Source organism: Nocardia sp. NPDC059229 (assembly GCF_042754165.1).
Taxonomy (GTDB): Bacteria; Actinomycetota; Actinomycetes; order Mycobacteriales; family Mycobacteriaceae; genus Nocardia.
The window spans coordinates 472,541-494,690 of the sequence record NZ_JBHZAK010000001.1 but is presented as its reverse complement, the minus strand read 5'-3'; the positions used below and the strand labels follow the sequence as shown (position 1 = coordinate 494,690).

Genomic DNA, 22,150 nt, shown 5'->3' with positions numbered 1-22,150 from the left:
GCTACCTGCAATCGGCCCGGTTATGCTCGACGCCTATCGGCCATCCACGTCCGGCGCAGCCAAGGAAGGCGAGAGTTCAGTGACGACTCCGTTGCGGGTGCTGCTGGCCGATGACGATGTGCTGCTCCGGGAGGGTTTGGCGAGCCTGCTCACGCGTTCGGGTTTCGACGTCGTGGCGCAGGCCGGGGACGCCTCGCACTTGCTGGAGCTGGTCCGGGACACGCTGCCCGATCTGGTGGTGGTCGACATTCGAATGCCGCCGACCCACACCACCGAGGGGCTCGACGCGGCCCGCGCGATCCGCGACGAATTCCCGGAAACCGGCATTCTCGTGTTGTCGGCCCACTCCGATGTCGAGCATGCGATGGAGTTGCTGGCCAGCGGCCGGGGGATCGGCTACCTCCTCAAGAGCCGGGTCACCGATGTGGAGGATTTCATCGACACGCTCCAGCGAATCGCCAAGGGCGCGGCGGTTGTCGATCCGGTGCTGGTGACGGAGTTGGTGTCCGCCCGCCGGCGCAACGATCCGCTCGCAGCGCTCAGCGCACGCGAGCACGAGGTGCTGGCCCTGATGGCGCAGGGGCGTTCCAACGCCGGGATCGCCCGGCAGTTGTGGGTCACCGAAGGCACCGTCGAGAAGCACGTGCGCAGCATTCTGACCAAACTGAATCTGGCCGAGACCCACGACGATCATCGCCGGGTGTTGGCGGTGATCACCTTCCTCGAGTCGCGCTGACCCGATCCGCTCCTCCGCCCCGCAGCAGTGCCGTCGTCCTGCGCCGACGCAGGGCAGGTGCAGCTGCCGGGAAGGCCGGGATTGCTGCTGGCAGGAATCGTCGATGGGCGCTGGCCGTGGCGACAAAGCGCCCTCCGGAGCGCGACAGTAGGCAGCAAGACCCCTACGGAGATTCGGAGAGCGACATGAAGACAACAATTTTGGGCAGAAGCGGACTGCACGTTTCCCGAATTGCCTTCGGCACTTGGCAACTCGGCGGCGAGTGGGGCCGGTTCGACGAAGACGCCGCGATCCGGGCGATCCGGCGCGCCCGTGATCTCGGCGTCAACTTCTTCGACACCGCGCAGGCCTACGGCTTCGGTGCGTCCGAACGGATCCTGGGCCGGGCGCTGCGCCGCGAACTCACCTGCGCCCGTGACGAACTCGTGATCGCCACGAAGGGCGGGCTGCGCAGGACCGAGACTGGCCTGGTCCGCGATGCGAGCCCCGACTGGTTGCGCAGGGGAGTGGACGCCAGCCTGGCCGCGCTCGGCGTCGACCACATCGACCTCTATCAGGTGCATTGGCCGGATGCGGCCGTGCCGGCCGCCGAGACCGCGGGCGCGCTGGCCGATCTGGTCGCCGCGGGCAAGATCCGCCACGTCGGGGTCTCGAACTACAGCCCGGCGCAGATCGCGGAATTCTCCGCAGTGCTGCCGGTGGAGACGGTGCAACCGCCCTACCACCTGTTCCGGCGGGACATCGAGGACGACCTGCTGCCGTACTGCCGGGTTCAGGACATCGGCGTGCTGGTGTACGGGCCGTTGGCACATGGCTTGCTGACCGGAACGCTGCATCGAGACACGACGTTCGCCGATGACGACTGGCGCAGCACGAGCCCCGACTTCACCGGCGACGTCTACCGGCAGAACCTGACAGCCCTGTGGGAACTGGAGACATTTGCCGCCGACCGCAACATCACGGTCGGTCAATTGGCGATCGCCTGGACGCTGGCGAATCCCGCCGTGCACGTCGCGATCGTCGGCGCCCGGCACGCCGGCCATATCCAGGACAGCCTCCGCGCCGCGGACATCGTGCTCGACGAATCCGACCTGGACGAGATCGACAAGATCATGGCATGGGCCATGCCGATCGCCGGGCCGTCTCCCGAGAGTGTGTGAGCTGGTGACCAGCACCGGGGCCGGCACGTTCACGCTCGCCCGCGCTCCTGGTGCAAGGCCGTCGAGCAGCGCCGCCGGCGGGCGGCGGTGAGAAAGGCGTAGAGCCCGCCGGCGACAAGACTGCCCGATAGCCAGGAGAAGTCGGTATTGGCCAGGGCCTTGGCAAGAGGGCCTTGCATCGCGGGGACCAGGCCGTATTGCCAACCCCAACTGGCGAGCAAGCCGGCCACGACACTTACCAGGCCGGGGATATTGAACTTGCCGTAGGCCGAGGACGTGGCATCGCGGTACAGGTCGGGGATTGACGGGGTGCGGCGGTGGATCAGGAAATAGTCGACGAGCAGGATGGACATCCAGGGGCTGATCCACATGAGTATGGAAACCATCCAATTGTCGAAGGCGTGGGCGAAGCTCGATGAGTTGATGAAGATGGCCAGAACGACAGCGGCGATCGCACCTGCGAAGAGGGTGACCTTCCAGCGGGCGATGCGGATGCCGATGGTCAGGGCGGCCAGCGAGCACGAGTAGAGGTTGAGGATGTTGGTGGCGACCGGGCCGTGCATGATCAGCAGGAGTACGGGGATCGCGAGGGCACCGAAAGTGCCGACGACCAGGGTGGACGGGTCGGCGCTGCCGCCGGCGCTCGCGAGACAGGCGCCGAGGGCAGCGAGCCAGACCGTCGGAATGTACATGCCGGAGGCCGAAGCCCAGAAGACGGTCCGGGCGGGCAGCTTCGGCCGGGCGAAGCGGCTGTAGTCGGCGGCGTAGGGGATCCAGGTCAAGCCCCAGCCGACGCCGATGGCGGTGACGAGCTGTGTGATGGCCGTGAGCTTTTCGGCGGGGGTGTCGGCTTTGGCAGGTGACCAGTCCAGGTGGGTTCGGGCGAGCGCCACCACCGTCATCACCACCATGACCGCGACAGTGAGCGGTACCGTGTACTTCTCGAAGGCGCGGATGGCGTAGAAGCCGTACAGTGCGAGGGCGAGCTGCACAGCCATGATGACCGCCGCCACAGCGATTTTCAGCCCCAGACCACCTCGGATGCCTATCTGTTCGAGTACGGCCAGTACCAGGTCGAGCACCACCCAGCTGTTCACGCCGACCCAGGCCATGGTCAGCAGACCCTGCACGATGGCCGGCAGCGCCGCGCCGCTGATACCGAAGGCCGAGCGCCCCAGCACCATCTGGTTGACGGCCGTGCGGTGACCGATCACATTGAACAGGCCGAATATCGCGCAGCCGAACAGATTTCCGACCACGACGACGATCAGGGTCTCGAACAGGCTGAGCCCGAGGGTGATGCCGAGCGCGCCGAGCACCCAGTTGATGGGAGCGATATTCGCGCCGCACCAGATCCAGAACAGTTCCCAGGATGAGCAGTCGCGCTCCTGGTCGGGGATGGGCAGGATGCCGTGCTCGTCGAAGCGGACGCCAGTATCGGTGGGAGACGTGATCTCAGCGGTGCCGGGAGGTTGTGGAGAGGACATAGCGGAGTTCCTTCGTAGTGAGGTACCTCATAACAGCACCGTCAATGCCAATGAAGGGATGGATGTTCATCCACCAATTACCGGCTCTCCGTGTACATTCCACCAGGTGTTGACTATTGGCCGACTCGTTGCGGATCCCGCCCTGGGGCTGCGAGTCGTGACGACGGAACTCACCGAATCCTTGGGGACGGAGATCCACTGGCTGCACACGACGGAGCTCGCCGACCCGTCGCCCTATGTCCGGTCCGGCGAACTCGTGCTCACCAACGGCCTGTGGCTGTCACATGTTTCGGCGGACCGGTTCGTGGCGGCCGTCGCGCGGGCGGGTGCGGCCGGGTTGGTGTTCGGGCTCACGGCGCAAACCCCGTCGCTGCCCGAAGGGCTTGCCGCGCTGTGTCTTTCACACGGATTGCCGCTCATCGAGCTGTGTGTCGGGGTGCCGTTCGCCGCGCTCACCCGAGCGGCCGCCCGGATCCAGAACGAGGTGCTGCAGGCGGAACTGACTGCCACCGTCCATCGTGGCGACGCCCTCGCCACCGCTCTCTCGCGCGGCAGCGGTGCGGCGGGTGTGCTCGAAATCCTGCGCGGTGAAACGGAATTGCCGCTGCTCGTGGTAGATCGCAAAGGTCGCCGCCTGGCCAGTATCGGCTGTGAGCCGACCGATGAGCAGGTGCGGATGGCCGCGGCCGCGCTCAATCGCACCCCGCCGCCGATCGAGGTCGATCTGCTCGGGCCCGGACCGGCGGTGCTGTATCTCGTGGAGGGTGCGATGGGGGAGATCGACGCCGGGCTCTATTGCCTGGAACCGGCCGCGACTCTCACCGCTGCCGATCGGGACGCGCTGGCCCAGGCGGCGCGCTTCCTGAGCTTGGAGGTCACCAAACAGCAGGCCGTACACGCCATCGAGGCGCGTTTCGCCACCGAGCTATTGGAGATGATCCTCTCCGGGCCGCGAAGCAGCGGTGAGGTGATTCGCCGCCTGCGCACCTATGGCGTGCCACCGGACCGGCCGCTGGGAGTGCTCGTGTCCGCACCGGTCGCCGCCTCCGACGCCGATACCCTGCCCGGCGATATCGCCCACGCGGTCGGCGCGTTCTTCGCCACCCACGGCATACCCGTCTTCACCGCGGCGGGCAGCCGGGATGTGGTGTCCATCTGCCTGTGGGAGCGCTCGGCGGACGAGCTGGCGCGCTTCGCCCGCGACCTGGCCGCGGAGGTCGGCAGACGGGTCTCCGCCGAACGGGTCGTGATCGGCGTAGGAGATGTCGCCACGGCCGGTGGACTGCGGGAATCGCTGGTGCGCGCCCGCGAGGTCTGTCAGATCTTGCGAGTGCAGCATGGCCCGGACACCGCTGTCTTCGCCGATATCGCGACCTTCCGGATGCTGCTCGGCCTGCTCGACGACCAGGTGCGGCAACGGTTCTCGGAGCAGGTGCTGGGCGTCATCCGTGACCACGACGCCCGCACCCGCACCGACCTCGAGCACACCCTGCGCACCTTCCTCGCACACGACGGCCAGTGGGCGGTCACGGCGGCTGCCCTGCACGTCCACGTCAACACCCTGCGCAATCGCATGGCCCGCATCACCGAGCTGACCGGCCGCAATGTCAATCGCCTCGAGGACACCATCGACCTGTACCTGGCCCTCGTGGCCGAACCGCTGGGCCCGTGAGCGGTGCGCTACTGCGGGTAGACGGCTTCGTCCACGTCGTAGGCAGGCAGGGGACGGGTCGGGGTGTGGGCGTCCTCCCGTGCCCAGGTCGCTACGTCGCGGCAGCGGCCGAAGGTGACGTCTCCGCGTTCCTGGGCGTAGGCGATCAGGTTGCGCAGGGCCAGCATTCGGCCCGGACGGCCGGTCAGGAACGGATGCATGCACACGTTGAACAGGCAGCCGTAGTGACGCATGCCGTCGAGCTCGGCCCGCCACATCTGCTCGACCTTGACCGGGGACTCGATGACCGAGCCGATGCGCGGTGCGGGCAGGTAGGCGTACTGCTCCCAGTCGTCCAACGACCAGTGCACGGGCAGTTCGATTACCGAGCCCCGTGGGGTGTCCACGTGGTACGGCCGGTCGTCGCCCATCAGCGAGGAGTCGTAGGCCAGCCCGTATTCCGCTATCAGGGAAAGGGTTTCGCGACTGGCGCTCCACATCGCGGCGCGATGCCCGGCGATCTCGATGCCCTGGGACGTGAATACCTGCAGGGCGCGTTCGAAATCGGCGCGCTCGGCGCCGGCGGGCAGCGAGGTGGGCGGCCGGTGGCTGTAGGAATGGTGCGCGACCTCGTGCCCGCGCTCGACGATCGACGCGGCCAGTCCCGGGCGTTGTTCGGCGACCCAACCGGGTACGAAGAACGTTGCGGGAACACCCATCTCGTCGAGCAGGTCGAGAATGCGCGGCACCCCCACATCCGGTCCGTAGGCCTGGTGTGACATCACCATGGGGTGCTCGGCGTAGTGCCGGCCCTCGGCGAGGATCGGCGTCTCGGCGTCCACGTCGAAGGTCAGCGTCGCCACCGCGGCCCCGCCGCGGGTCCAGGTCCGAGCGCTCATTCGCCGGTGCGCTCGCGCCAGGCCGCGGCGCAGTCCAGGGTTGCCATGGGGTGCAGCATCTCATGATCGAACGAGGAGAGTTCAGCCCCGGTCTCGACCCGGCGCGGCAGGTCCGGATTGGCCAGTGCACCCGTACCCAGCGACAGGATGTCGGCGTGCCCGCCGGTCAGCACATCGGCGGCCTGGGGCAGATTGTGCATGCCCCCATTGGCGATGACCGGGCGACCGGACACCTCCCGAGCCAGCTGGGTGACGGTCGTGCCGCTGGGGAGTTTCGCGGTCTCGAGGAAGTCCCGGCCCTCGCTGGCGATGTGCAGGTACGTCGCTTCGGTCAGGGCCGCGAAGATGGTGCGCGCGTCGGCCTCACCCTCCGGCCAGCGATAGGTGAAGTCGTTGACCTTGGTCTGCGACAGCCGGACTCCGATCGGGAAGTCGCCGAGGGCGTCACGAATCGCACGCAGCACCCGCGCGGTGAGCCGGATGCGATTCCGCACCGGCCCGCCGTATTCGTCGGTGCGCTGGTTGGTGTAGTCGGTCAGGAACTGATCGAGCAGATAGCCGTTGGCCCCATGGATCTCGACGCCGTCGAAACCGGCCGCACGGGCGTTCTCCGCCGCTGCGACGAAACCGGCCACGACATCGTCGATGTCGTGCGCGGTCATCTCTCGGGGCGCGTTCCACGCTCCACCGACCCCGCCGTAATCGACCATCATCTGCCCGCGCGGCGCCACCGCGGACGGCCCGATGGTCTCGAAACCGTGCGCATTGCCCTGGGAAATGGCTCCGGCGTGCATCAGCTGCGCGACGATCGGAGTCCCGGCCGCGTGTACGGCGTCGACCACCGCGCGCCAGCCCGCGACGTGCTGTTCGGTGACCAGGCCGGGCTGGTTGAAGTAACCCTGGCTGTGGGCGGCGTCCGGATAGATGCCCTCGGTGATGATCAGGCCGAATCCGCCCAGCGCGTATTCGCGGTAATACGCGGTCATCTGCTCGGTGGGAGTGCCGTCGGGGGTGGCCGAGACCCGGGTCATCGGCGCCACGGCGAATCGGTTGCGGAGCTTCAGGGTGTCCAGCCCGAACGGCTCGAGCGCGGGGTGGGCGAGTTCGGTGGTGGTCATCGGTGGTTCTCCTCGCTGGTCGGGGGAAGGACGGTCAGGGCCAGTGGCGTGGGTCGTGCCCCATTGATGGGGTTGTGGTCTTGCGGACAGGCGGAAACCACCACCAGGCAGTCCATTTCGGCGCGGAAGGTGATGGCGTCCCCGGGTGCGGTGTCGGCCTCGAGCCAGGTCAGGCTCTCGTCCGCGGCTACCGGAATGCGCATGAACACATTGATCGGTTGCGGAATGAACGGCGGCGCACCGTATCCCAGCTCGGTCACTGTTCGGCGCAGATTGTCGGCGCAGTTGGCGTGTTCCGGATCCCCGTACGCCGCATAGCGTTCCGGGTCGCAGGCGGCGATCAGCATGTCGTGCACGCCCGGCGAGGTGTCGTCGATATACGTGAGGATCGGTCGCCGCCGGTTGGTCACGAATGACTCGCCGAGCGCGGGAAACAGTCGCGCGGTGTGGGTGCGCGTGTGAGAGGCGCTGTGGTGCTCGGTGAGGTCGTGGGCGTTGTAGGCGAACACATCACCCACCTGGCCGCCATCGACGTCGGTGATCCGCAACCTCTCGCCGGTGCTGAGGGTCACCGCTCGGGCTCGCCTCGCCGGCACGGTAATCGGCTCCGGATGGCTCAACACTGTCATGGAGGTCAGTCAACCGAACGACAGGGCGCTGTCGAAATGGATGATCACACAGCATCATTGGAGTTCGGTGGATCTTCCTACATATCGAAGCGGAAATACTGCTGGGTAGCGTCCTGTCCATGACCACCGCCACCGCCATGGGGCAGGCGCTCGCAGCGGGCGATACGACCTCGGCCCACCTGGCCGCAGTCGCCGTAGACCGGGCCCAGCAATCGGATTCGACCGCGGTACTCGTCACCGTCACCGCCGAGCGCGCCGGATACCAGGCCGGGGCTGCCGATCGCCGCCGCCTGCGCGGCACCCGGCGCGGTCCGCTCGACGGAGTCCCGATCGCGTGGAAGGACGTCTTCGATATCCAGGGCACGGTCACGACCAGCGGTTCGGCCAGCCACCTGCACGACGAACCCGCCGCGGTGGACAGCCGCCTCGTCCGGCGCGCCCATGACAGCGGGCTGGTCACCATCGGCAAAACCAACCTCAGCGAGTTCGCCTTCTCCGGTCTCGGGATCAACCTCCACTTCGGTACCCCCGCCAATCCCGTCGACCCGGAGCTGGTCCCGGGCGGCTCCTCATCCGGATCCGCGGTGGCCGTCGCGCGCGGCATCGTCCCGCTGGCGGTCGGCACCGACACCTCGGGATCGGTACGGGTGCCCGCCGCCTACTGCGGAATCATCGGGTATCGCGCCAGCCCGGGACGCTACGGTGCGAACGACTTCGCGCCGCTGTCCAGCACACTCGACAGCACCGGCATCCTCGCCACCAGCGTGAACGACATCATCGCTCTCGACCGGATTTTCGCGCCCATTCGACGCGGCGAGCACACGCCGCTTCGGCGCTTCGTCGTGCCCGGCGGCGAGTGGACAGCAGACCTCACGCCCGGGATCGCCGCCGACTTCGAGGCCGCTCTTGCCGAAATCCGCCGCGCCGGAGCCGATATTCGCAGGCGCGACATGGCATCGCTGAGTGCTGCACAGGAATTGATGGACGGCGTCGGCACCATCGTGGGCGCGGAGGCATACCGTCTGCACCGTCACCGTCTCGGCTCCGGCCTGCCGATCGAGCCCGCCACCCGGCGAAGGCTCGAAAGCAACTCGCACACAGCGGATTCCATCGCCCCGGTGTACGCGAGGATGAGCGCCTTGCGCGCGGAATTCGCCGCTGAACTCGACGGTGCGGCACTGCTGTGCCCGACCGTGCGTCACCCACCGCCGCGCCTGGCCGATCTCCGCGACCCGGCCGACTACGACAGCGCGAATGCCGCCACTCTGCGCACCACGATGGTCCTCAGCTACCTGGGCACCTGCGGAATTACGCTACCTGTCGGGACTTCGGCAGGGCCCGCGTGTGGGCTGCTGCTGTCGCTGCCGTCCGGGCGCGACGGCGACCTGCTGGCGGACGCCGAGTGGGCGCGGCGCATCTTCGCGAATGCGCAGACGTCGTGACGGCCGTGCGTGCCGGCCCGGATGGCGTCACGGGCCGCTGACCCGCCACTCCGATGTCCTCGCCGGACAGGTGTCGAACGGTGCGTAGGCTGCAGGGTGACGATCGAGATCCAATTCGAGGACCTTGTCCGAGCCTGTCGGCCAGACGTGAACGCTGGGTGATGATGTGGAAACGGTCTGAGGTGCACGGCTGGCCAACTTCCACGCCAGGTGCGATATCCGCGCGTCACCAGCCCGATAAGCCCGTCTTCTCGATGCGTGCACATGTCCTGTCGTGGTCGATGCGCCCGACCACCCCGCCCCTGCCGTTGGGCGTCGCGGTGGCCGCGTTCTTCATTGCGGCGGAGTCGGTTCTCGTCCTCTGGCTCGGGCAGATCGCTCCCGGCACTGCCTTCGGTGTCGTCTATCTGCTGGGTGTTCTGGTGGTGTCGACGGTGTGGGGACTCGGTCTGGCGGTGACGACATCGGTCGCCAGCGCCATCGCCTTCGGCTATTTCCAGAACTGGCCGGAGCAATCCAGCCCGACCGCAGTCCAGAACGGCGTCACCATCGCGGTTTTCCTCTGCGTGGCGCTACTGGCCAATACCCTTGCGGCAGTGGCCAGATCGCATGCCGCGGAGGCGAATCGCCGCCGCCGGGCGGCCGACCTCGTCGCCCAGCAGCAAGCCGCGTTGCGGCGGGTCGCCACCCTGGTCGCGCGCGGTGCGACATCGTCGGAGGTGTTCTCCGCGGTGGCGCAGGAGTCGGCCAGGTGTCTGGGCGTGGTCAACGCGTCCCTGTTCCTCTACGCACCCGATGGCTCGGGCACGTTCGTCGCGGCACGCGACGAACCCGGACTGCCCAGGATGCCGGTCGGCGAGCGGTTCACGCTCGAGGGCGAGAACATCGCGGCGATGGTGCTGCGCACCGGCGGCACCGCCCGGATGGACAGCCACGACCAGGCGACCGGCTCCGCCGCCGCGCGCATCCGTGAGCTGGGTCTGCGCTCGGGTGTCGGGGCGCCGATCGTCGTCGACGGCCACCTGTGGGGCGCGATCGTCGCCGGATCGTCGCGCCGCGAGCCCCTGCCGGCCGATACCGAGGAGCGCCTCGCCGAATTCGCGGACCTCGTCGCGACCGCGATCGCGAATACCGAGGCCCGGGCCGAACTCACCGCATCCCGCGCCCGCATCGTCGCGGCCGCCGACGAGGCACGGCGCCGGATCGAACGTGATCTGCACGACGGCGCGCAACAACGCCTCGTCTCGCTGGGACTCGCGCTCCGCACCGCCGAGGCATCGGTGCCACCCGAGCTGACCACGCTCGAAGCGCAACTTTCCGACGTCGTGCAGGGCCTGGTCGGCGTCTCGGACGAACTCCGCGAGATCTGCCGCGGGATCCATCCGGCGATCCTGTCGAAGGGCGGACTCGGCCCGGCGTTGAAGGCGCTCGCCCGCCGCTGCACCGTTCCGGTGAACCTCGACCTGAACCTCGGCACGCTCATGCCCGAATCCACCGAAACAGCCGCCTATTACATCGCGGCAGAGGCGCTGACGAACACAGCCAAACACGCGCAGGCCACCGAAGTGACCGTGCGCATCATCACCGCCGGTCACCAGCTCCAGCTTTCGATCCGAGACGACGGAATCGGCGGCGCCGACCCGGCCAAGGGCTCCGGGCTGGTCGGTCTGCGAGATCGCATCGAAGCTCTCGGCGGCCGGATGGAGCTGACCAGCCATCCGGGAGAGGGGACGTCGCTGCAGGCCAGCATCCCGTTCGCGACCTCGGCTGCGACATCCGAGTAATAGCCTGGTTGTCACCCGATCGCCCCGATTGCGCGCAGAAAACTGGCGCGCTGAAAACAGGTATATGGGTAGGTAGATCTCCCGTCGTCCGAGCGGCTGTTCCCGAAGAAGGTGGTGGAGGACAGGTCAGCCACTACCGCTCGGGAACATCATGGATGGACGGAATCAACAGCGTGGTCGCGACGCATTCTGGGTCCGGTCGGCGCTGAGTCAGTTGGAGTTTCTCGCATCCGGCAGATCGATCGAACCGGAGACGAGGTCGGTGATCGAATTCGCGATCCGGTGGGCGCCGTACGGCGGTGCGAGTGCGGGCGATCTGTTCGTGACATTCGGTGTCGACCGGCGGCGGTTCATGACGCTGCTCGAGGAAGGGCTGTGGACCCGGCGATCCGACAGCTCGCAGGAGCGGTGGTTCAAGCAGAGGTTGTCGGACGCATTGACATCGGCGTGGCGCCCTCATGGCCGCACCACGACCGGAGATGTTCGGTGCTGACCCTCGCCGAGCAAGCCCGGTTCCTGGCTCAGGGCGATGTGCACCTGCGGCCGCAGCAACGAGCGGATCTGCCGCCAGCCGGGCCAACCGAATGCTCTCCTCCAGCAAGTGCACAGCGCGGTCGGGCTCGCCCGCGCGCCATACGGTGTACCCCGCTGCCCACGACGCTCAGGACCGGAGCATTGTTTCGCCGGCGGACTCGGTGATTGCGAGCACCTGCTCGAAGCATCCGATGGCCCGCGAGGTGTCACCCAGGAGCGCGCAAGACCATCCGAGAGAGATCAGCGCATCCAACTGCCGGCTGAGCTCACCGAACGCTTCGTAGATATCGACGGCGCCGGCCAGGAGGTCGTGCGCGTGGTCCACGTCGGCGTCGCCCCTCATGAGAACGGAGTTTCCTGCAGCGTGAGCGAGCAGCGCCCCGACCACAGGGTCGGTGGTCCGTTCGGCCACGTGCCTGAGTTGGGTCAGTTTGTCGGTGGCGTCGGCGAAGTCACCTTGCAGCGTGGCCATCGCCTCGGCGGCATGGAGCGCCTTGGCCTGATCAGTGGTCTGCGCTCCGGTCGAGTGGGTGAGTGCACGTGCAGACCAGCGGCGACCCTCGCTGAGCCGTCCGCGCATAATCCAGAAGGGGAAGAGGGCGGTGGTCATCCGCGCTCTCGGTCCAGTCTGGCAACCCACTGCAGCTGATGCGGTCCGATCCATTCCAGCTCCGCTTGCAGCGTCAGCCGAAGACACCAATCCTGGTGTCGCCGAGAGGAATCCACGTATTCGCCGCGGACCTCGGCCTGCTGCCTACCATATTCCTGGACGGTCTCGAGCATCCGGAAGCGGAAGAATATCTCCGTCGGCTCTCGTCCGGACCGGATGTTCGTACTGCCGCCAGGCCCCGGTCAGGGGAGGGTGGCCGCGCTCGCGGGGTCCTCCCGGCGCCGCGGGGAGTAGCCGGAGGCGGCTTCGGCTGCTCGGGCCGAATTGTTCGATATCCGAGGGTCGCTTGTCGATCAGCGAAATATCGCCGATCGCAGTGCGGCCAGCACTCTGCCGGTGTTGGGGCCGAAGCTGAGTAGGACGCTGTCGGACATGTCGATGATCCGGTGCGCGTGCCCGGCGGGGGTTTGCGCGATGCCGGGGAGTTTGAGCAATCCCGTTGTGCCACCGATCGAATCGAGCCCGTCGGTCATGACCAGGAGGATGTCCGGGCGGGCCGCGATCATGGCCTCGCCGGTGATGGCGACGAAGGGTTCGCCGAGTCCGGCCGCGGTTCCCGCGTCTTCCGCGCCGAGGCGGGTGATCAGTGCGTCGGCGCCGGAGCCCGGGCCGGCGAGCATGGTGAGCGCCGTGCCGCGCAGATAGACGAAGGCGATGCGCAACTTCGGATTCTGCGCGGGGAGAGCCGCAGTCGCGGTGGCGATTTCGGCGGTTGTGCGCTGTGCGAGTGCGACGCCCTGGTCGTGGACACCCAACGTATCGGCGATCGCCTGGATCTGTGGGCCGGTGCCGTTCAGCGTTCGTGCCGGGTCGAAGAAGACGATCGGCACCCCGGCGGCGCGCAGCTGTTCGAATACCGCGGGAGTTCCAGTGGTGGTGTCGGTCAGCAGTATGGTCGGGTGCAGGGCCAGGACGGCTCCCACGCTCATGGCCTCGCCGTCCGGGGTGACGTTGGGCAGGCCCGCGATCGCGGGGATCTCGGCAGAGATGCTGCGCCCGACGAGACGACTGCCGAGGCCCAGCGCGTAGACGGTCTGCGCGAGGGTGCCGAACCGGTCGACGGCGATGATGCGACTCGAGTCCTGGATCGTCACGTCGGTGCCGTCGAAACTGTGAGCCGTGACCGGGAGCGTCGGGTGCGGGTCCGAGGCTATCGGTTGCGGGTTGGCGTCTCCCAGCGTAGCTGTGACATTGCCCTTGGTGGCGCTGTCGCCGGTATCGGTGGCCGAGCACGCCCCCAGTCCGAGTGAGACCACCAGTCCGAGTGTGAGTATTCCGAGCTTGCCGCAGCTGAACACGCCCTCAGCGTATCGGCCGGCAGCTCATCCACCGCTACTCAATTCTCGTGTGACGGACGCTGCATGTTCCTTTCCCGCAACGGCTTTCAGGTGTTCAGGAGGCATTAATGTGCGCGCTCGGCCGCCCCTGTCGTCTGCCGAAGTGCCCCTGATAGGACAGGTTCGGCGTGTGCGCATGGTGAAATCGAGGGGGTTGGGGTGAACGCGGCGTGAACCACGCCGAAATGGGCGACTCACCAGGTATTTTGCCCGATCTGCGAACCGATCGGTAGCCCTGTGATGAGCGCCGGATCGGTCGATGAACGGGGGATCCTTGGGTACAGTACGGCTTGACTCCGGGATGTCTCCGAGGGGTAACCCGGTGCATCGTGTGTGGGAATCGTGAGGGAAATCGGCGATGGTAATCGTGGCACGAACATGGCGTTGGCACTGGGCTTTTCGGCGAGGTAACGATAGCGGCATAATAGCTGGAGCGGGGAAGTACGGCGGGGCTGATGTATGAGGCCGAATCTGCCGGAGAGCGCGGCCGCGCGGCACTGGCGGATTACGCACGCCGGCTGGCCGGCGTACCCGGCGCGAGCCGGGCGGAGATCACCGGCGCCCAGGGCACGGTCGCGCGGGTATCGGTGGCCTACGACGGCGTGGCGGTGTCCACGCCGAGCCGCGAGCTGCTGCACCGGCTGCGTGATCAGCCGAAACCCCAAGGCGCATCGGCGTATTTCGGTGGCGAGACCGCGACCTACGACGACACCCTGAACCGGCTCGGCGATGCCCGCCATGCTGATCTACATCGCCGTCGCCACCTACCTGCTGCTGTTCCTGGCCTTCGGCTCGGTGCTGTTGCCGCTGAAGGCGATCGTGATGAACCTGCTGTCACTGTCGGCGACCTTCGGCGTGCTGGTCTGGATCTTCCAGGACGGGCACTTCGCCGATCTGCTCGGTTTCCAGCCCACCGGCAATATCGAACCGAACATGCCGATCATGTTGTTCGCCTTGATCTTCGGACTGTCCATGGACTACGAGGTCTTCCTGCTCTCGCGGGTGCGCGAACAGTACGACACGCTCGGCGACCCGACCGCCGCGGTGGCCACGGGCGTGCAGCGCACCGGCCGGCTCATCACCAGCGCCGCATTGCTGATGTGCGTGCCGTTGGCGGCGATGGCCTCCAGTCAGGTCCTCACCATGATCCTGTTCGGCGTAGGCATGGTCGTCGCAATCGTGTTGGACGCCACGGTGGTTCGTATCCTGCTCGTCCCGGCCATCTTGCGACTGCTCGGCCACCTCGGCTGGTGGGCCCCGGGCCCCTGCGTCGCCTCTACGACCGATTCGGAATCCGCGAGTCGGACGGCGACATCGAGATCGAGCAGCCCGCAGGCGAGATCGAGCAGCCCGCAAGTGTTACGGAACCAGCGGTCTCCGGACCCCCTCGTAATCAGAGAAAACAAGAGAAAGAAGAGGCCCGTCATGCCCGCTCTGCCCTGGACCAAAGGAACTCACAAGCCCGCCGCCGGTGATCAACTCCACGTTCTCACCTCACGGCTGCCGCTTCGGAGCTACGCCGACGTGCCCCGATTTCTGTACTGGACCATGAGGATCCGCAGCCAGTTGCAGTCGGCGCCCGGCTGCGTCGGGTTCGCGCTGGACGCCAAGCTGATCACCAAAACCTTCTGGACGCTGTCCGCCTGGTCGGACAAGGAGGCCATGGACAGCTTCGCGCACAGCGGCACTCACGCGAAAATGCTCGCCGATATGAAGGGCCGGATCGGCAACCCGAGCTTCGTGGATTCGACGGCGACCACGCAGGACATCCCGCTGTCCTGGCCGGATGCCCGGGCTCGAATCCAGAAGTTGCTGCCCTGAGGGCCGCCGAGCGGTAGATCTAGGCGCGGCCGAAGCGATCGGATACCCCCTGATGCTCAAGGCGACCGCCGGTGGTGGTGGACGGGGCATCCGGATTGTCACGACGCCTCAGGAGTTGCGTGACGCCTACGCGCGGACCAGCGAAGAGGCGGCGCGTTCGTTCGGCAACGGGACCGTCTTTCTGGAGCGGCTGGTTTCCGGTGCCCGGCACATCGAAGTACAGGTGATCGCCGACTCGCACGGCACCGCCTGGGCGCTGGGTGTGCGCGACTGCACCGTGCAGAGGCGCAACCAGAAGATCATCGAGGAGTCCGCCTCGCCCTTGCTGAGTGCGGAACAGATTGCGACAGTGAAGGATTCGGCCGAGCGTCTGGCCCTGGCGGTCGAGTACTGCGGGGCCGCCACGGTGGAATTCCTCTACCAGCCGCAGGAACTGCTGTTCGCCTTCCTGGAGGTCAATACGCGGCTGCAGGTGGAGCATCCGGTCACCGAGGTCACGACCGGAATCGACCTGGTGAAAGCGCAATTGGAAGTGGCGGCCGGATTGCCGCTACGCGGTGACAAGCCGGTGGAGCGCGGCCACGCGATCGAGGCCCGCCTGAACGCGGAGGACGCCGACCGTGATTTCGCCCCGGCGCCGGAGCGGATCGAGTTGCTGCGCTGGCCCGTCGGGCCCGGCATCCGCATCGACACCGGTGTTGTCGAAGGCGACGACATCCCCTCGGATTTCGACTCGATGATTGCGAAGATCATCGCGTACGGCCGGGATCGGGGCGAGGCCATTGCCCGCCTGCGCCGGGCGGTCGCCGAGACGACGGTCGTCATCGAAGGCGGCGCCACCAACAAGGGCCTGCTGATGTCACTGCTGGAGTCCGCCGAGGTGGTGCACGCCACCGTCGACACCCGCTGGGTGGACCGGGCCCGCGCCGCAGGTGAGCTGCACGCGGCCCAGCGAACCGGTATCGCACTCGCGGCCGCCGCCATCGCCGGCTACGAGGCGGACGAGGCAGCGCGCCGGATCCGCCTGTGGGAGACCGGCCACGGGGGCCGCCCGCAGGTGCTCGACGAACCGCTGCGCGCAGCGAGGTGAAGCTGGCAGGCCGGGGCCATCGGGTGATCGCGGCCAGGACCGGTGCGAACAGCTTCCGCGTCGGCATCGGCGACGACACCGGCTTCGATGTCGACCTCACGCGGATCGACACGTACTCCAGCCGGCTCGGTGTCGGCGATCGGACCTATCGCGTCGTGACGGCGACACACGGCACCGTGCAGGTCGTCGAGGTCGATGGCGTCGCACACCGGGTCAGTCGCGACGAAGGGGGCGCCGTCCGCGCGCCCGCGCCCGCTCTCGTCGTCGCCACGCCGGTCGCCGAGGGCGCCGAGGTCAGCGCGGGCGCACCGGTTCTCGTGCTCGAGAGCATGAAGATGGAAACGGTGCTCCCGGCGCCGTTCGATTCGCGGGGTGCACCCGCTGGTGGGCCGCCGGCTGCATCTGTGGCGGTTGCGCAACTTCCACCTCGACCGGCTGCCGGCGCCACCGGACATGATGGTGTTCTCCAAGGCGCTCAATCCGAACATGACGGTGCTGGCCGTCGAGGGCTCGTTCGCATCGGTGATCGGCGGTGCTCCTGCCGCGGCGATGGTGTTCGCCCGTACCGTCGACGCTCGGACCGCAGCCGATCCGCGTATCCGCCGTCTCCAGGAGGAAATAGCCATGACGGAAGACCCCGGCAAGCGGGCCGAGCTGGTCACCGAGTTGGCGGACGAACGTGCCACGGTACGGGCCGAGCACCTGTCCGCCCTCGGGACCGAATTCGATGCCGTGCACAGCATCCAGCGGGCGGTCGAGGTCGGCTCGGTCGACGCGGTCGTCTCCGTTCCCGAACTCCGCGCACGCATCGCGGCCGCCATAGCCGCCGTCTGGTGAGCGTCTTCCCGAAACCGATCATCTCCAGCGTGTCCGACACCGCACGGTGGGTCGCGGTGTACCGGGCGATCGAGTCGGCGCGCCCGGACGCACTGTTCCGTGATCCGCTGGCGGGCATGCTCGCAGGTGACGTCGGGCCCGTCATCGCGGCCGAGACGACCCGTGCGATGGGCGATCACGGGTGGCCGATCGTCGCCCGTACCAAGCTGATCGACGACATGATCAGCTCGGCGATCAACGGCGGTTGCGACCGGGTGATCAACCTGGCGGCGGGCCTGGACACCAGGCCCTACCGGCTCGATCTGCCCGTAGACCTGACGTGGATCGAAGCCGATCTGCCGGCGCTGCTGGAGGAGAAGAAGCGGCTGCTCGACCGGTACACGCCGCGTTGCCGGCTGATCAGGCGCGCCGTCGACCTCTCTGATTCGGTGGCGCGGCGGGCGTTTCTGAACAACGCCCTCGCCGGGGCCGCCCGCGCATTCGTGATCACCGAGGGACTGGTCATGTATCTGCAGCCCGACGAGGTCCGGCAGCTGGCAGTGGACTTCCGGCGCGAGGAGATCGCCTGGTGGGTGGTCGACATCGTGTCCGTCGTGATTGCCGAGCGTCTGGAGCGTAGTGGTGACGGCCTGCTGAAGAACGCGCCCTTCACCTTCACACCGGCGAATGGCGTCGCGTTCTTCGAGGACGAAGGATGGGAAGTGCTCGAGATGGAGTCGATCCTGCAGGCAGCGAGCCGATTTCGGCGGCTCTCACCGATGTATTGCTTCTTTTCCCGTCTGCCGCAACCGAATCCACGCAAGCCCGGCACGGTCATCCCGTGGAGCGCCGTGCTCCGGCTGACCCACTGAACCGCTGGCCGAGCTTCAGGCGTTTCGTGGAGATCGCGGGGCTCAAGAAGCCGTGAACGTACCGAGCCCCGAGAACAGGTTGATGGCTACGCCGTCGGCGGTGGCGGCAGCGACGATCCGGCCCGCTCCGGTGAAAACCGACACCGATGCCGGGGCGCAGTCGCAGGGCTGCTGCGCCGTTGCTCGAATTGGCAGGTTGGACACACCCGTTTTTCCGGTCGTCAGGTTCGCCCAGTGGATCTGGACGGGCGAGTCGAGCATGCTGCCACCGTCGAACTGTGGTGGGGTGGCGACACCGAAGGTGGTGACTCCGCGTTGCTCGCCGACGGTCGCCGTCAAGGCGATCGTGAACTGCTTCGGACCACCCATTGATTGGGATACTTCCATCAACGGGAGCTGGAACGTGGTCGTCTCCGCGGCGTGAGCGACGGCGTGCTGCCCCAGAACCAGCGCGCTTGCGATTGCACCCGCGAAACCCAGCTTGCCGACCGCGCCGGCAACCCCGCGAATCACGTTCTTCGTCACTAGCCCTCCTCACAGTTGATTCCTGCTGATTCCTGCGTGCATCGAGATCGGCGACGTGCTGGCGACTGCCCTGAACGAGCACCCTGCCAGTAAAACAACCCGAGATCCGGTATTCACGGCATCGCCCCGCGCGTCGCCGCGGGGCAACCCGGTGGCGGCGCACTGCCGCCGAACGCGAGCTAGGAATTTGCTCGACAACGGGACACAATACTTGCAGGGATGACTGTTCCAGAGCGATCTGTCGATTTCGACAGACCCACCTCGTCTGCACTGATTGGGGCGGAACCGACATGCACCGAGACGGTGAGCGACCGAAACGGCTCAGTGTTTCCGCGCTGGCGGCGGTCGCCAACCCGTCGTACTCGCGCATCGACACGTGGAATCTGCTCGACGACGCGTGCCGTCAGCTGGCCGATGTCCACCGTGCCGGCCAGGACACCACACACGAAGCCGCCGTGGTGCGACGTCTCCTCGATCGTCTCGGCGCCTACGAGCGGTACTGGCTGTACCCGGGAGCGGAGCGACTGGCGGCGTTTCACCGATATGTCGCCGACCTGGCCACGGCGCGGCTCACCGAGGAGGTGTCGCTGGCCGTGCGCCTGCTCTCCGAGTACGGCGACCGCACAGCTCTGTTCGACACCTCCGCGCCATTGGCCGATCAGGAACTCGTGGCTCGGACCAAACAGCAGCAGTTCTATACCGTCGTGCTCGGCGACGATTCCCCGCCCGAGGCTCCCGAGAGCCTGGCGGAGAGCCTGCGGGCGCTTCGCGACCCGTCCGACGATGTGCAGTTCGAGCTGCTCGTCGTCACGAGCATCGAGGACGCCATCACCGCCGTCGCGTTGAACGGCGAGATTCAGGCGGCGATCATCCGCCACGACCTGCCGCTGCGTTCCCGCGACCGGGTGCCGTTGATGAACACGCTGCTCGGCGCCAACGAGGACGTGGTCGTGACCGACCGCACCCACGACTGGGTCGAATGTGGTGAGTGGATCAGGAAACTGCGGCCTCATATCGACCTGTATCTGCTGACCGACGAGTCGATCGCCGCGGAGACCGAGGGCGAGCTGGACGTCTACGACCGCACGTTCTACCGGCTCAACGATGTCACCGACCTGTACAGCACCGTGCTCGCCGGCATCCGGAACCGTTTCGCCACACCGTTTTTCGATGCTCTGCGGGCCTACGCGGCCGCACCGGTCGGCCAATTCCACGCCCTTCCCGTCGCGCGCGGCGCCAGCATCTTCAACTCCAAGTCGCTGCAGGACATGGGCGAGTTCTACGGCCGCAACATCTTCATGGCGGAGACGTCGGCCACCTCCGGCGGGCTGGACTCGCTGCTCGACCCGCACGGCACGATCCGGGCGGCCATGGACAAGGCCGCCGTGACGTGGTGCGCCGATCAGACGTACTTCGTCACCAACGGAACATCCACCGCGAACAAGATCGTCGTGCAGGCCCTGACCCGGCCGGGTGACATCGTTCTGATCGACCGCAATTGCCACAAGTCGCACCATTACGGCCTGGTGCTCGCCGGCGCGTACCCGATGTACCTGGACGCCTACCCGCTCGCGCCGTTCGCGATCTACGGAGCGGTGTCCCTGCACACCATCAAGAAGGCGTTGCTGGACCTCGAGGCTGCCGGGCAGCTGGACCGAGTGCGCATGCTGCTGCTCACCAACTGCACATTCGATGGCATCGTCTACAACCCCCGGCGGGTGATGGAGGAGGTCCTGGCGATCAAGCCGGACATCTGCTTCCTGTGGGACGAGGCGTGGTACGCGTTCGCGACCGCGGTGCCGTGGGCCCGGCAGCGGACCGCGATGGTCGCCGCCGAGCAACTCGAATCGACATTGTCCTCGCCCGGGTACGCCAAGGAGTACCGCCGGTGGCAGGCGTCGATGGAGGGCGTGGACCGTGCCGAGTGGGCCGACCGCCGGCTGCTTCCCGACCCCGGGCGCGCGCGGGTGCGCGTATACGCGACGCATTCCACCCACAAGTCGCTGTCGGCGCTTCGGCAGGCGTCGATGATCCATATCCGCGACCAGGATTTCGCCGCCCTCGTCCGCGAGACGTTCACCGAGGCGTTTCTGACCCACACCTCGACCTCGCCGAACCAGCAACTCCTGGCGTCGTTGGATCTGGCGCGCCGGCAGGTCGACATCGAGGGCTTCCAGCTGGTCCGGAACGTCTACGACATGGCGCTGGTCTTCCGGCACCGGGTCCGCAAGGACCGGCTGATCGGCAAGTGGTTCCGCATCCTGGACGAGGCCGACCTGGTGCCCGAGGAGTTCCGGGCCTCCGAAGTCAGCTCGTACCGGCAGGTCAGGCAGGGTGGGCTGGCGGAGTGGAACGAGGCGTGGCGGTCCGATCAGTTCGTGCTCGACGCGACGCGGGTCACCCTGTTCATCGGCAAGACCGGCATGAACGGATACGAGTTCCGCGGGAAGATCCTGATGGACCGGTTCGGCATCCAGATCAACAAGACCTCGATCAACAGTGTGCTGTTGATCTTCACGATCGGCGTCACGTGGTCGAGCGTGCAGTACCTGCTCGACGTGCTGCGGCGGATCGCCACCGACTTCGAGCGCAGCGAGAGCGCGGCCGGCAAGGCCGATCGCGCCCTGCACCTGCGCCGGGTCGACGCGATCACCAAGGATCTGCCCGCGCTACCCGACTTCAGCGAGTTCGACACCGCCTTCCGTCCCGACGGCGCCAGCTCGTTCGGCGACATGCGATCGGCCTTCTACGCCGGATACGAGGAGTCCGACCGCGAACACGTCCTGCTCGGCGAGGCCGGGCGCCGGATCGCCCAGGGAAAGACCCTGGTGTCGACGACTTTCGTCGTCCCCTATCCGCCCGGCTTCCCGGTGCTGGTCCCTGGGCAGGTGATCTCGCGGGAGATCCTCTATTTCCTGGCCGAGCTCGACGTCAAGGAAATCCACGGCTACAACCCCGACCTCGGGTTGTCGGTCTTCACCGATGCCGCGCTCGCGCGGCTCACGGCCCGGCGCCTGGGTGTCGCCACGGTCAACGGTGTGCCGGCTGTGACGAGGCAGGGTCAGTCCTCCGGGGCGTCGGTATAGCGCTGGAGATAGAGCGCTTCGCCGAGCTTCCCGAGGAGGTCGAGTTCGGTCTGCAGGTAGTCGACGTGCTGCTCTTCGTCCTCGAGGATCTGCTCGAAGAGGCGAGCCGAGGTCGCGTCGCCTCGCGAGCGCATCAGCTCGATGCCCGGGCGCAGCCGGTCGACGGCGTCGATTTCGATCTGCAGATCGGCCTGCAGCTGTTCGGCGACGGTCTGTCCGATACGTAGCAGGCCGAGTTTCTGATAGTTGGGAAGCCCATCGAGAAACAGGATTCGATCGGTGAGGATTTCCGCGTGCCGCATCTCGTCGATCGACTCGTGGCGGGTGTGCTGGGCCAGTTTCGGGAAGCCCCAGTGCTCCTGCATCTTGGCATGCAGAAAGTACTGGTTGATCGCGGTGAGTTCGGCCGTCAGCTGGTCATTGAGCAGTGCAATGATGTCCTTGTCGCCCTTCATGGGCGTGATCGTGGCACAGATCACACCGGGTGGCGAGG

Annotated in this window: 16 protein-coding genes and 2 pseudogenes; 10 read left to right on the top strand and 8 right to left on the bottom strand. The window is 67.1% G+C overall.

Going from position 1 to position 22,150, the window contains the following annotated elements:
- Positions 1-79: 79 nt before the first annotated feature.
- Both ACFXHE_RS02340 and ACFXHE_RS02335 read left to right on the top strand, forming a co-directional pair.
- Positions 80-736, top strand: coding sequence for a response regulator (locus ACFXHE_RS02340; RefSeq protein WP_379378989.1), 657 nt, complete (start codon positions 80-82; stop codon positions 734-736).
- A gap of 185 nt (positions 737-921) precedes the next feature.
- Complete coding sequence (locus tag ACFXHE_RS02335; protein WP_379378987.1) at positions 922-1,896, top strand: aldo/keto reductase; 975 nt, start codon at positions 922-924, stop codon at positions 1,894-1,896.
- A 29-nt stretch (positions 1,897-1,925) separates the two neighbouring features.
- On the opposite strand, the gene ACFXHE_RS02330 is transcribed toward ACFXHE_RS02335, so the two are convergent.
- Positions 1,926-3,383 carry a purine-cytosine permease family protein gene (locus ACFXHE_RS02330; RefSeq protein WP_379378985.1) on the bottom strand — a complete coding sequence of 486 codons (1,458 nt, stop codon included), beginning with the start codon at positions 3,381-3,383 and terminating at the stop codon, positions 1,926-1,928.
- Positions 3,384-3,489: 106 nt separating this feature from the next.
- Here ACFXHE_RS02330 and ACFXHE_RS02325 point away from each other — a divergent pair, with 106 nt between their 5' ends.
- A complete protein-coding gene (locus ACFXHE_RS02325) occupies positions 3,490-5,055 on the top strand; it encodes a PucR family transcriptional regulator ligand-binding domain-containing protein (RefSeq protein ID WP_379378983.1) in 1,566 nt (521 codons plus the stop codon).
- An 8-nt stretch (positions 5,056-5,063) separates the two neighbouring features.
- Here ACFXHE_RS02325 and ACFXHE_RS02320 read toward each other — a convergent pair whose 3' ends face one another.
- Genes ACFXHE_RS02320 through ACFXHE_RS02310 form a run of 3 tightly spaced genes read right to left on the bottom strand, consistent with a single transcriptional unit; the run spans position 5,064 to position 7,680 of the window.
- Positions 5,064-5,933, bottom strand: a complete 870-nt coding sequence (locus ACFXHE_RS02320; RefSeq protein ID WP_379378982.1) for a polysaccharide deacetylase — start codon at positions 5,931-5,933, stop codon at positions 5,064-5,066.
- Positions 5,930-7,051, bottom strand: coding sequence for an NADH:flavin oxidoreductase (locus ACFXHE_RS02315; RefSeq protein WP_379378980.1), 1,122 nt, complete (start codon positions 7,049-7,051; stop codon positions 5,930-5,932). Before ACFXHE_RS02315 ends, ACFXHE_RS02320 begins: the two co-directional genes overlap by 4 nt.
- On the bottom strand, positions 7,048-7,680 hold the full coding sequence (locus ACFXHE_RS02310) for a DUF1989 domain-containing protein (protein ID WP_379378978.1): 633 nt from the start codon (positions 7,678-7,680) through the stop codon (positions 7,048-7,050). Before ACFXHE_RS02310 ends, ACFXHE_RS02315 begins: the two co-directional genes overlap by 4 nt.
- A 119-nt stretch (positions 7,681-7,799) precedes the next feature.
- Here ACFXHE_RS02310 and ACFXHE_RS02305 point away from each other — a divergent pair, with 119 nt between their 5' ends.
- The gene (locus ACFXHE_RS02305; RefSeq protein WP_379378976.1) at positions 7,800-9,122 is read left to right on the top strand and encodes an amidase family protein; all 1,323 of its coding nucleotides are present in this window, start codon (positions 7,800-7,802) and stop codon (positions 9,120-9,122) included.
- 254 nt (positions 9,123-9,376) lie between these two features.
- Positions 9,377-10,906 (top strand): GAF domain-containing sensor histidine kinase, encoded by a 1,530-nt coding sequence (locus tag ACFXHE_RS02300; RefSeq protein WP_379378974.1) that lies wholly within the window; start codon positions 9,377-9,379, stop codon positions 10,904-10,906.
- A gap of 661 nt (positions 10,907-11,567) precedes the next feature.
- On the opposite strand, the gene ACFXHE_RS02295 is transcribed toward ACFXHE_RS02300, so the two are convergent.
- Together ACFXHE_RS02295 and ACFXHE_RS02290 are read right to left on the bottom strand one after the other, a co-directional pair.
- Positions 11,568-12,050 carry a tetratricopeptide repeat protein gene (locus ACFXHE_RS02295; protein ID WP_379378972.1) on the bottom strand — a complete coding sequence of 161 codons (483 nt, stop codon included), beginning with the start codon at positions 12,048-12,050 and terminating at the stop codon, positions 11,568-11,570.
- 353 nt (positions 12,051-12,403) lie between these two features.
- The gene (locus tag ACFXHE_RS02290; RefSeq protein WP_379380348.1) at positions 12,404-13,369 is read right to left on the bottom strand and encodes a hemin ABC transporter substrate-binding protein; all 966 of its coding nucleotides are present in this window, start codon (positions 13,367-13,369) and stop codon (positions 12,404-12,406) included.
- 807 nt (positions 13,370-14,176) lie between these two features.
- On the opposite strand from ACFXHE_RS02290, the gene ACFXHE_RS02285 reads away from it, so the two are divergent.
- The 4 genes and pseudogenes from ACFXHE_RS02285 (at position 14,177) to ACFXHE_RS02270 (ending at position 18,046) form a co-directional block, all read left to right on the top strand.
- Positions 14,177-15,268, top strand: a complete 1,092-nt coding sequence (locus tag ACFXHE_RS02285) for an MMPL family transporter (protein WP_379378970.1) — start codon at positions 14,177-14,179, stop codon at positions 15,266-15,268.
- Positions 15,264-16,729 (top strand): annotated as a pseudogene (locus tag ACFXHE_RS02280) (ATP-grasp domain-containing protein); the annotation flags it as partial. The gene ACFXHE_RS02285 and the pseudogene ACFXHE_RS02280, both read left to right, overlap by 5 nt.
- Before the next feature lies 1 nt (position 16,730).
- Complete coding sequence (locus tag ACFXHE_RS02275) at positions 16,731-17,195, top strand: hypothetical protein (RefSeq protein ID WP_379380449.1); 465 nt, start codon at positions 16,731-16,733, stop codon at positions 17,193-17,195.
- 29 nt (positions 17,196-17,224) lie between these two features.
- The gene (locus ACFXHE_RS02270) at positions 17,225-18,046 is read left to right on the top strand and encodes a class I SAM-dependent methyltransferase (protein WP_379380346.1); all 822 of its coding nucleotides are present in this window, start codon (positions 17,225-17,227) and stop codon (positions 18,044-18,046) included.
- A gap of 42 nt (positions 18,047-18,088) precedes the next feature.
- Here the strand turns inward: ACFXHE_RS02270 and ACFXHE_RS02265 are convergent, their stop codons facing one another.
- On the bottom strand, positions 18,089-18,571 hold the full coding sequence (locus tag ACFXHE_RS02265) for a hypothetical protein (RefSeq protein ID WP_379378968.1): 483 nt from the start codon (positions 18,569-18,571) through the stop codon (positions 18,089-18,091).
- A 290-nt stretch (positions 18,572-18,861) separates the two neighbouring features.
- Here ACFXHE_RS02265 and ACFXHE_RS02260 point away from each other — a divergent pair.
- Positions 18,862-21,603, top strand: a pseudogene (locus ACFXHE_RS02260) (aminotransferase class I/II-fold pyridoxal phosphate-dependent enzyme); the annotation flags it as partial.
- 29 nt (positions 21,604-21,632) lie between these two features.
- Here ACFXHE_RS02260 and bfr read toward each other — a convergent pair.
- Entirely contained in the window at positions 21,633-22,112 is a 480-nt protein-coding gene (bfr, locus tag ACFXHE_RS02255; RefSeq protein ID WP_379378967.1) for a bacterioferritin, read from the bottom strand.
- Between the last annotated feature and the right edge of the window lie 38 nt (positions 22,113-22,150).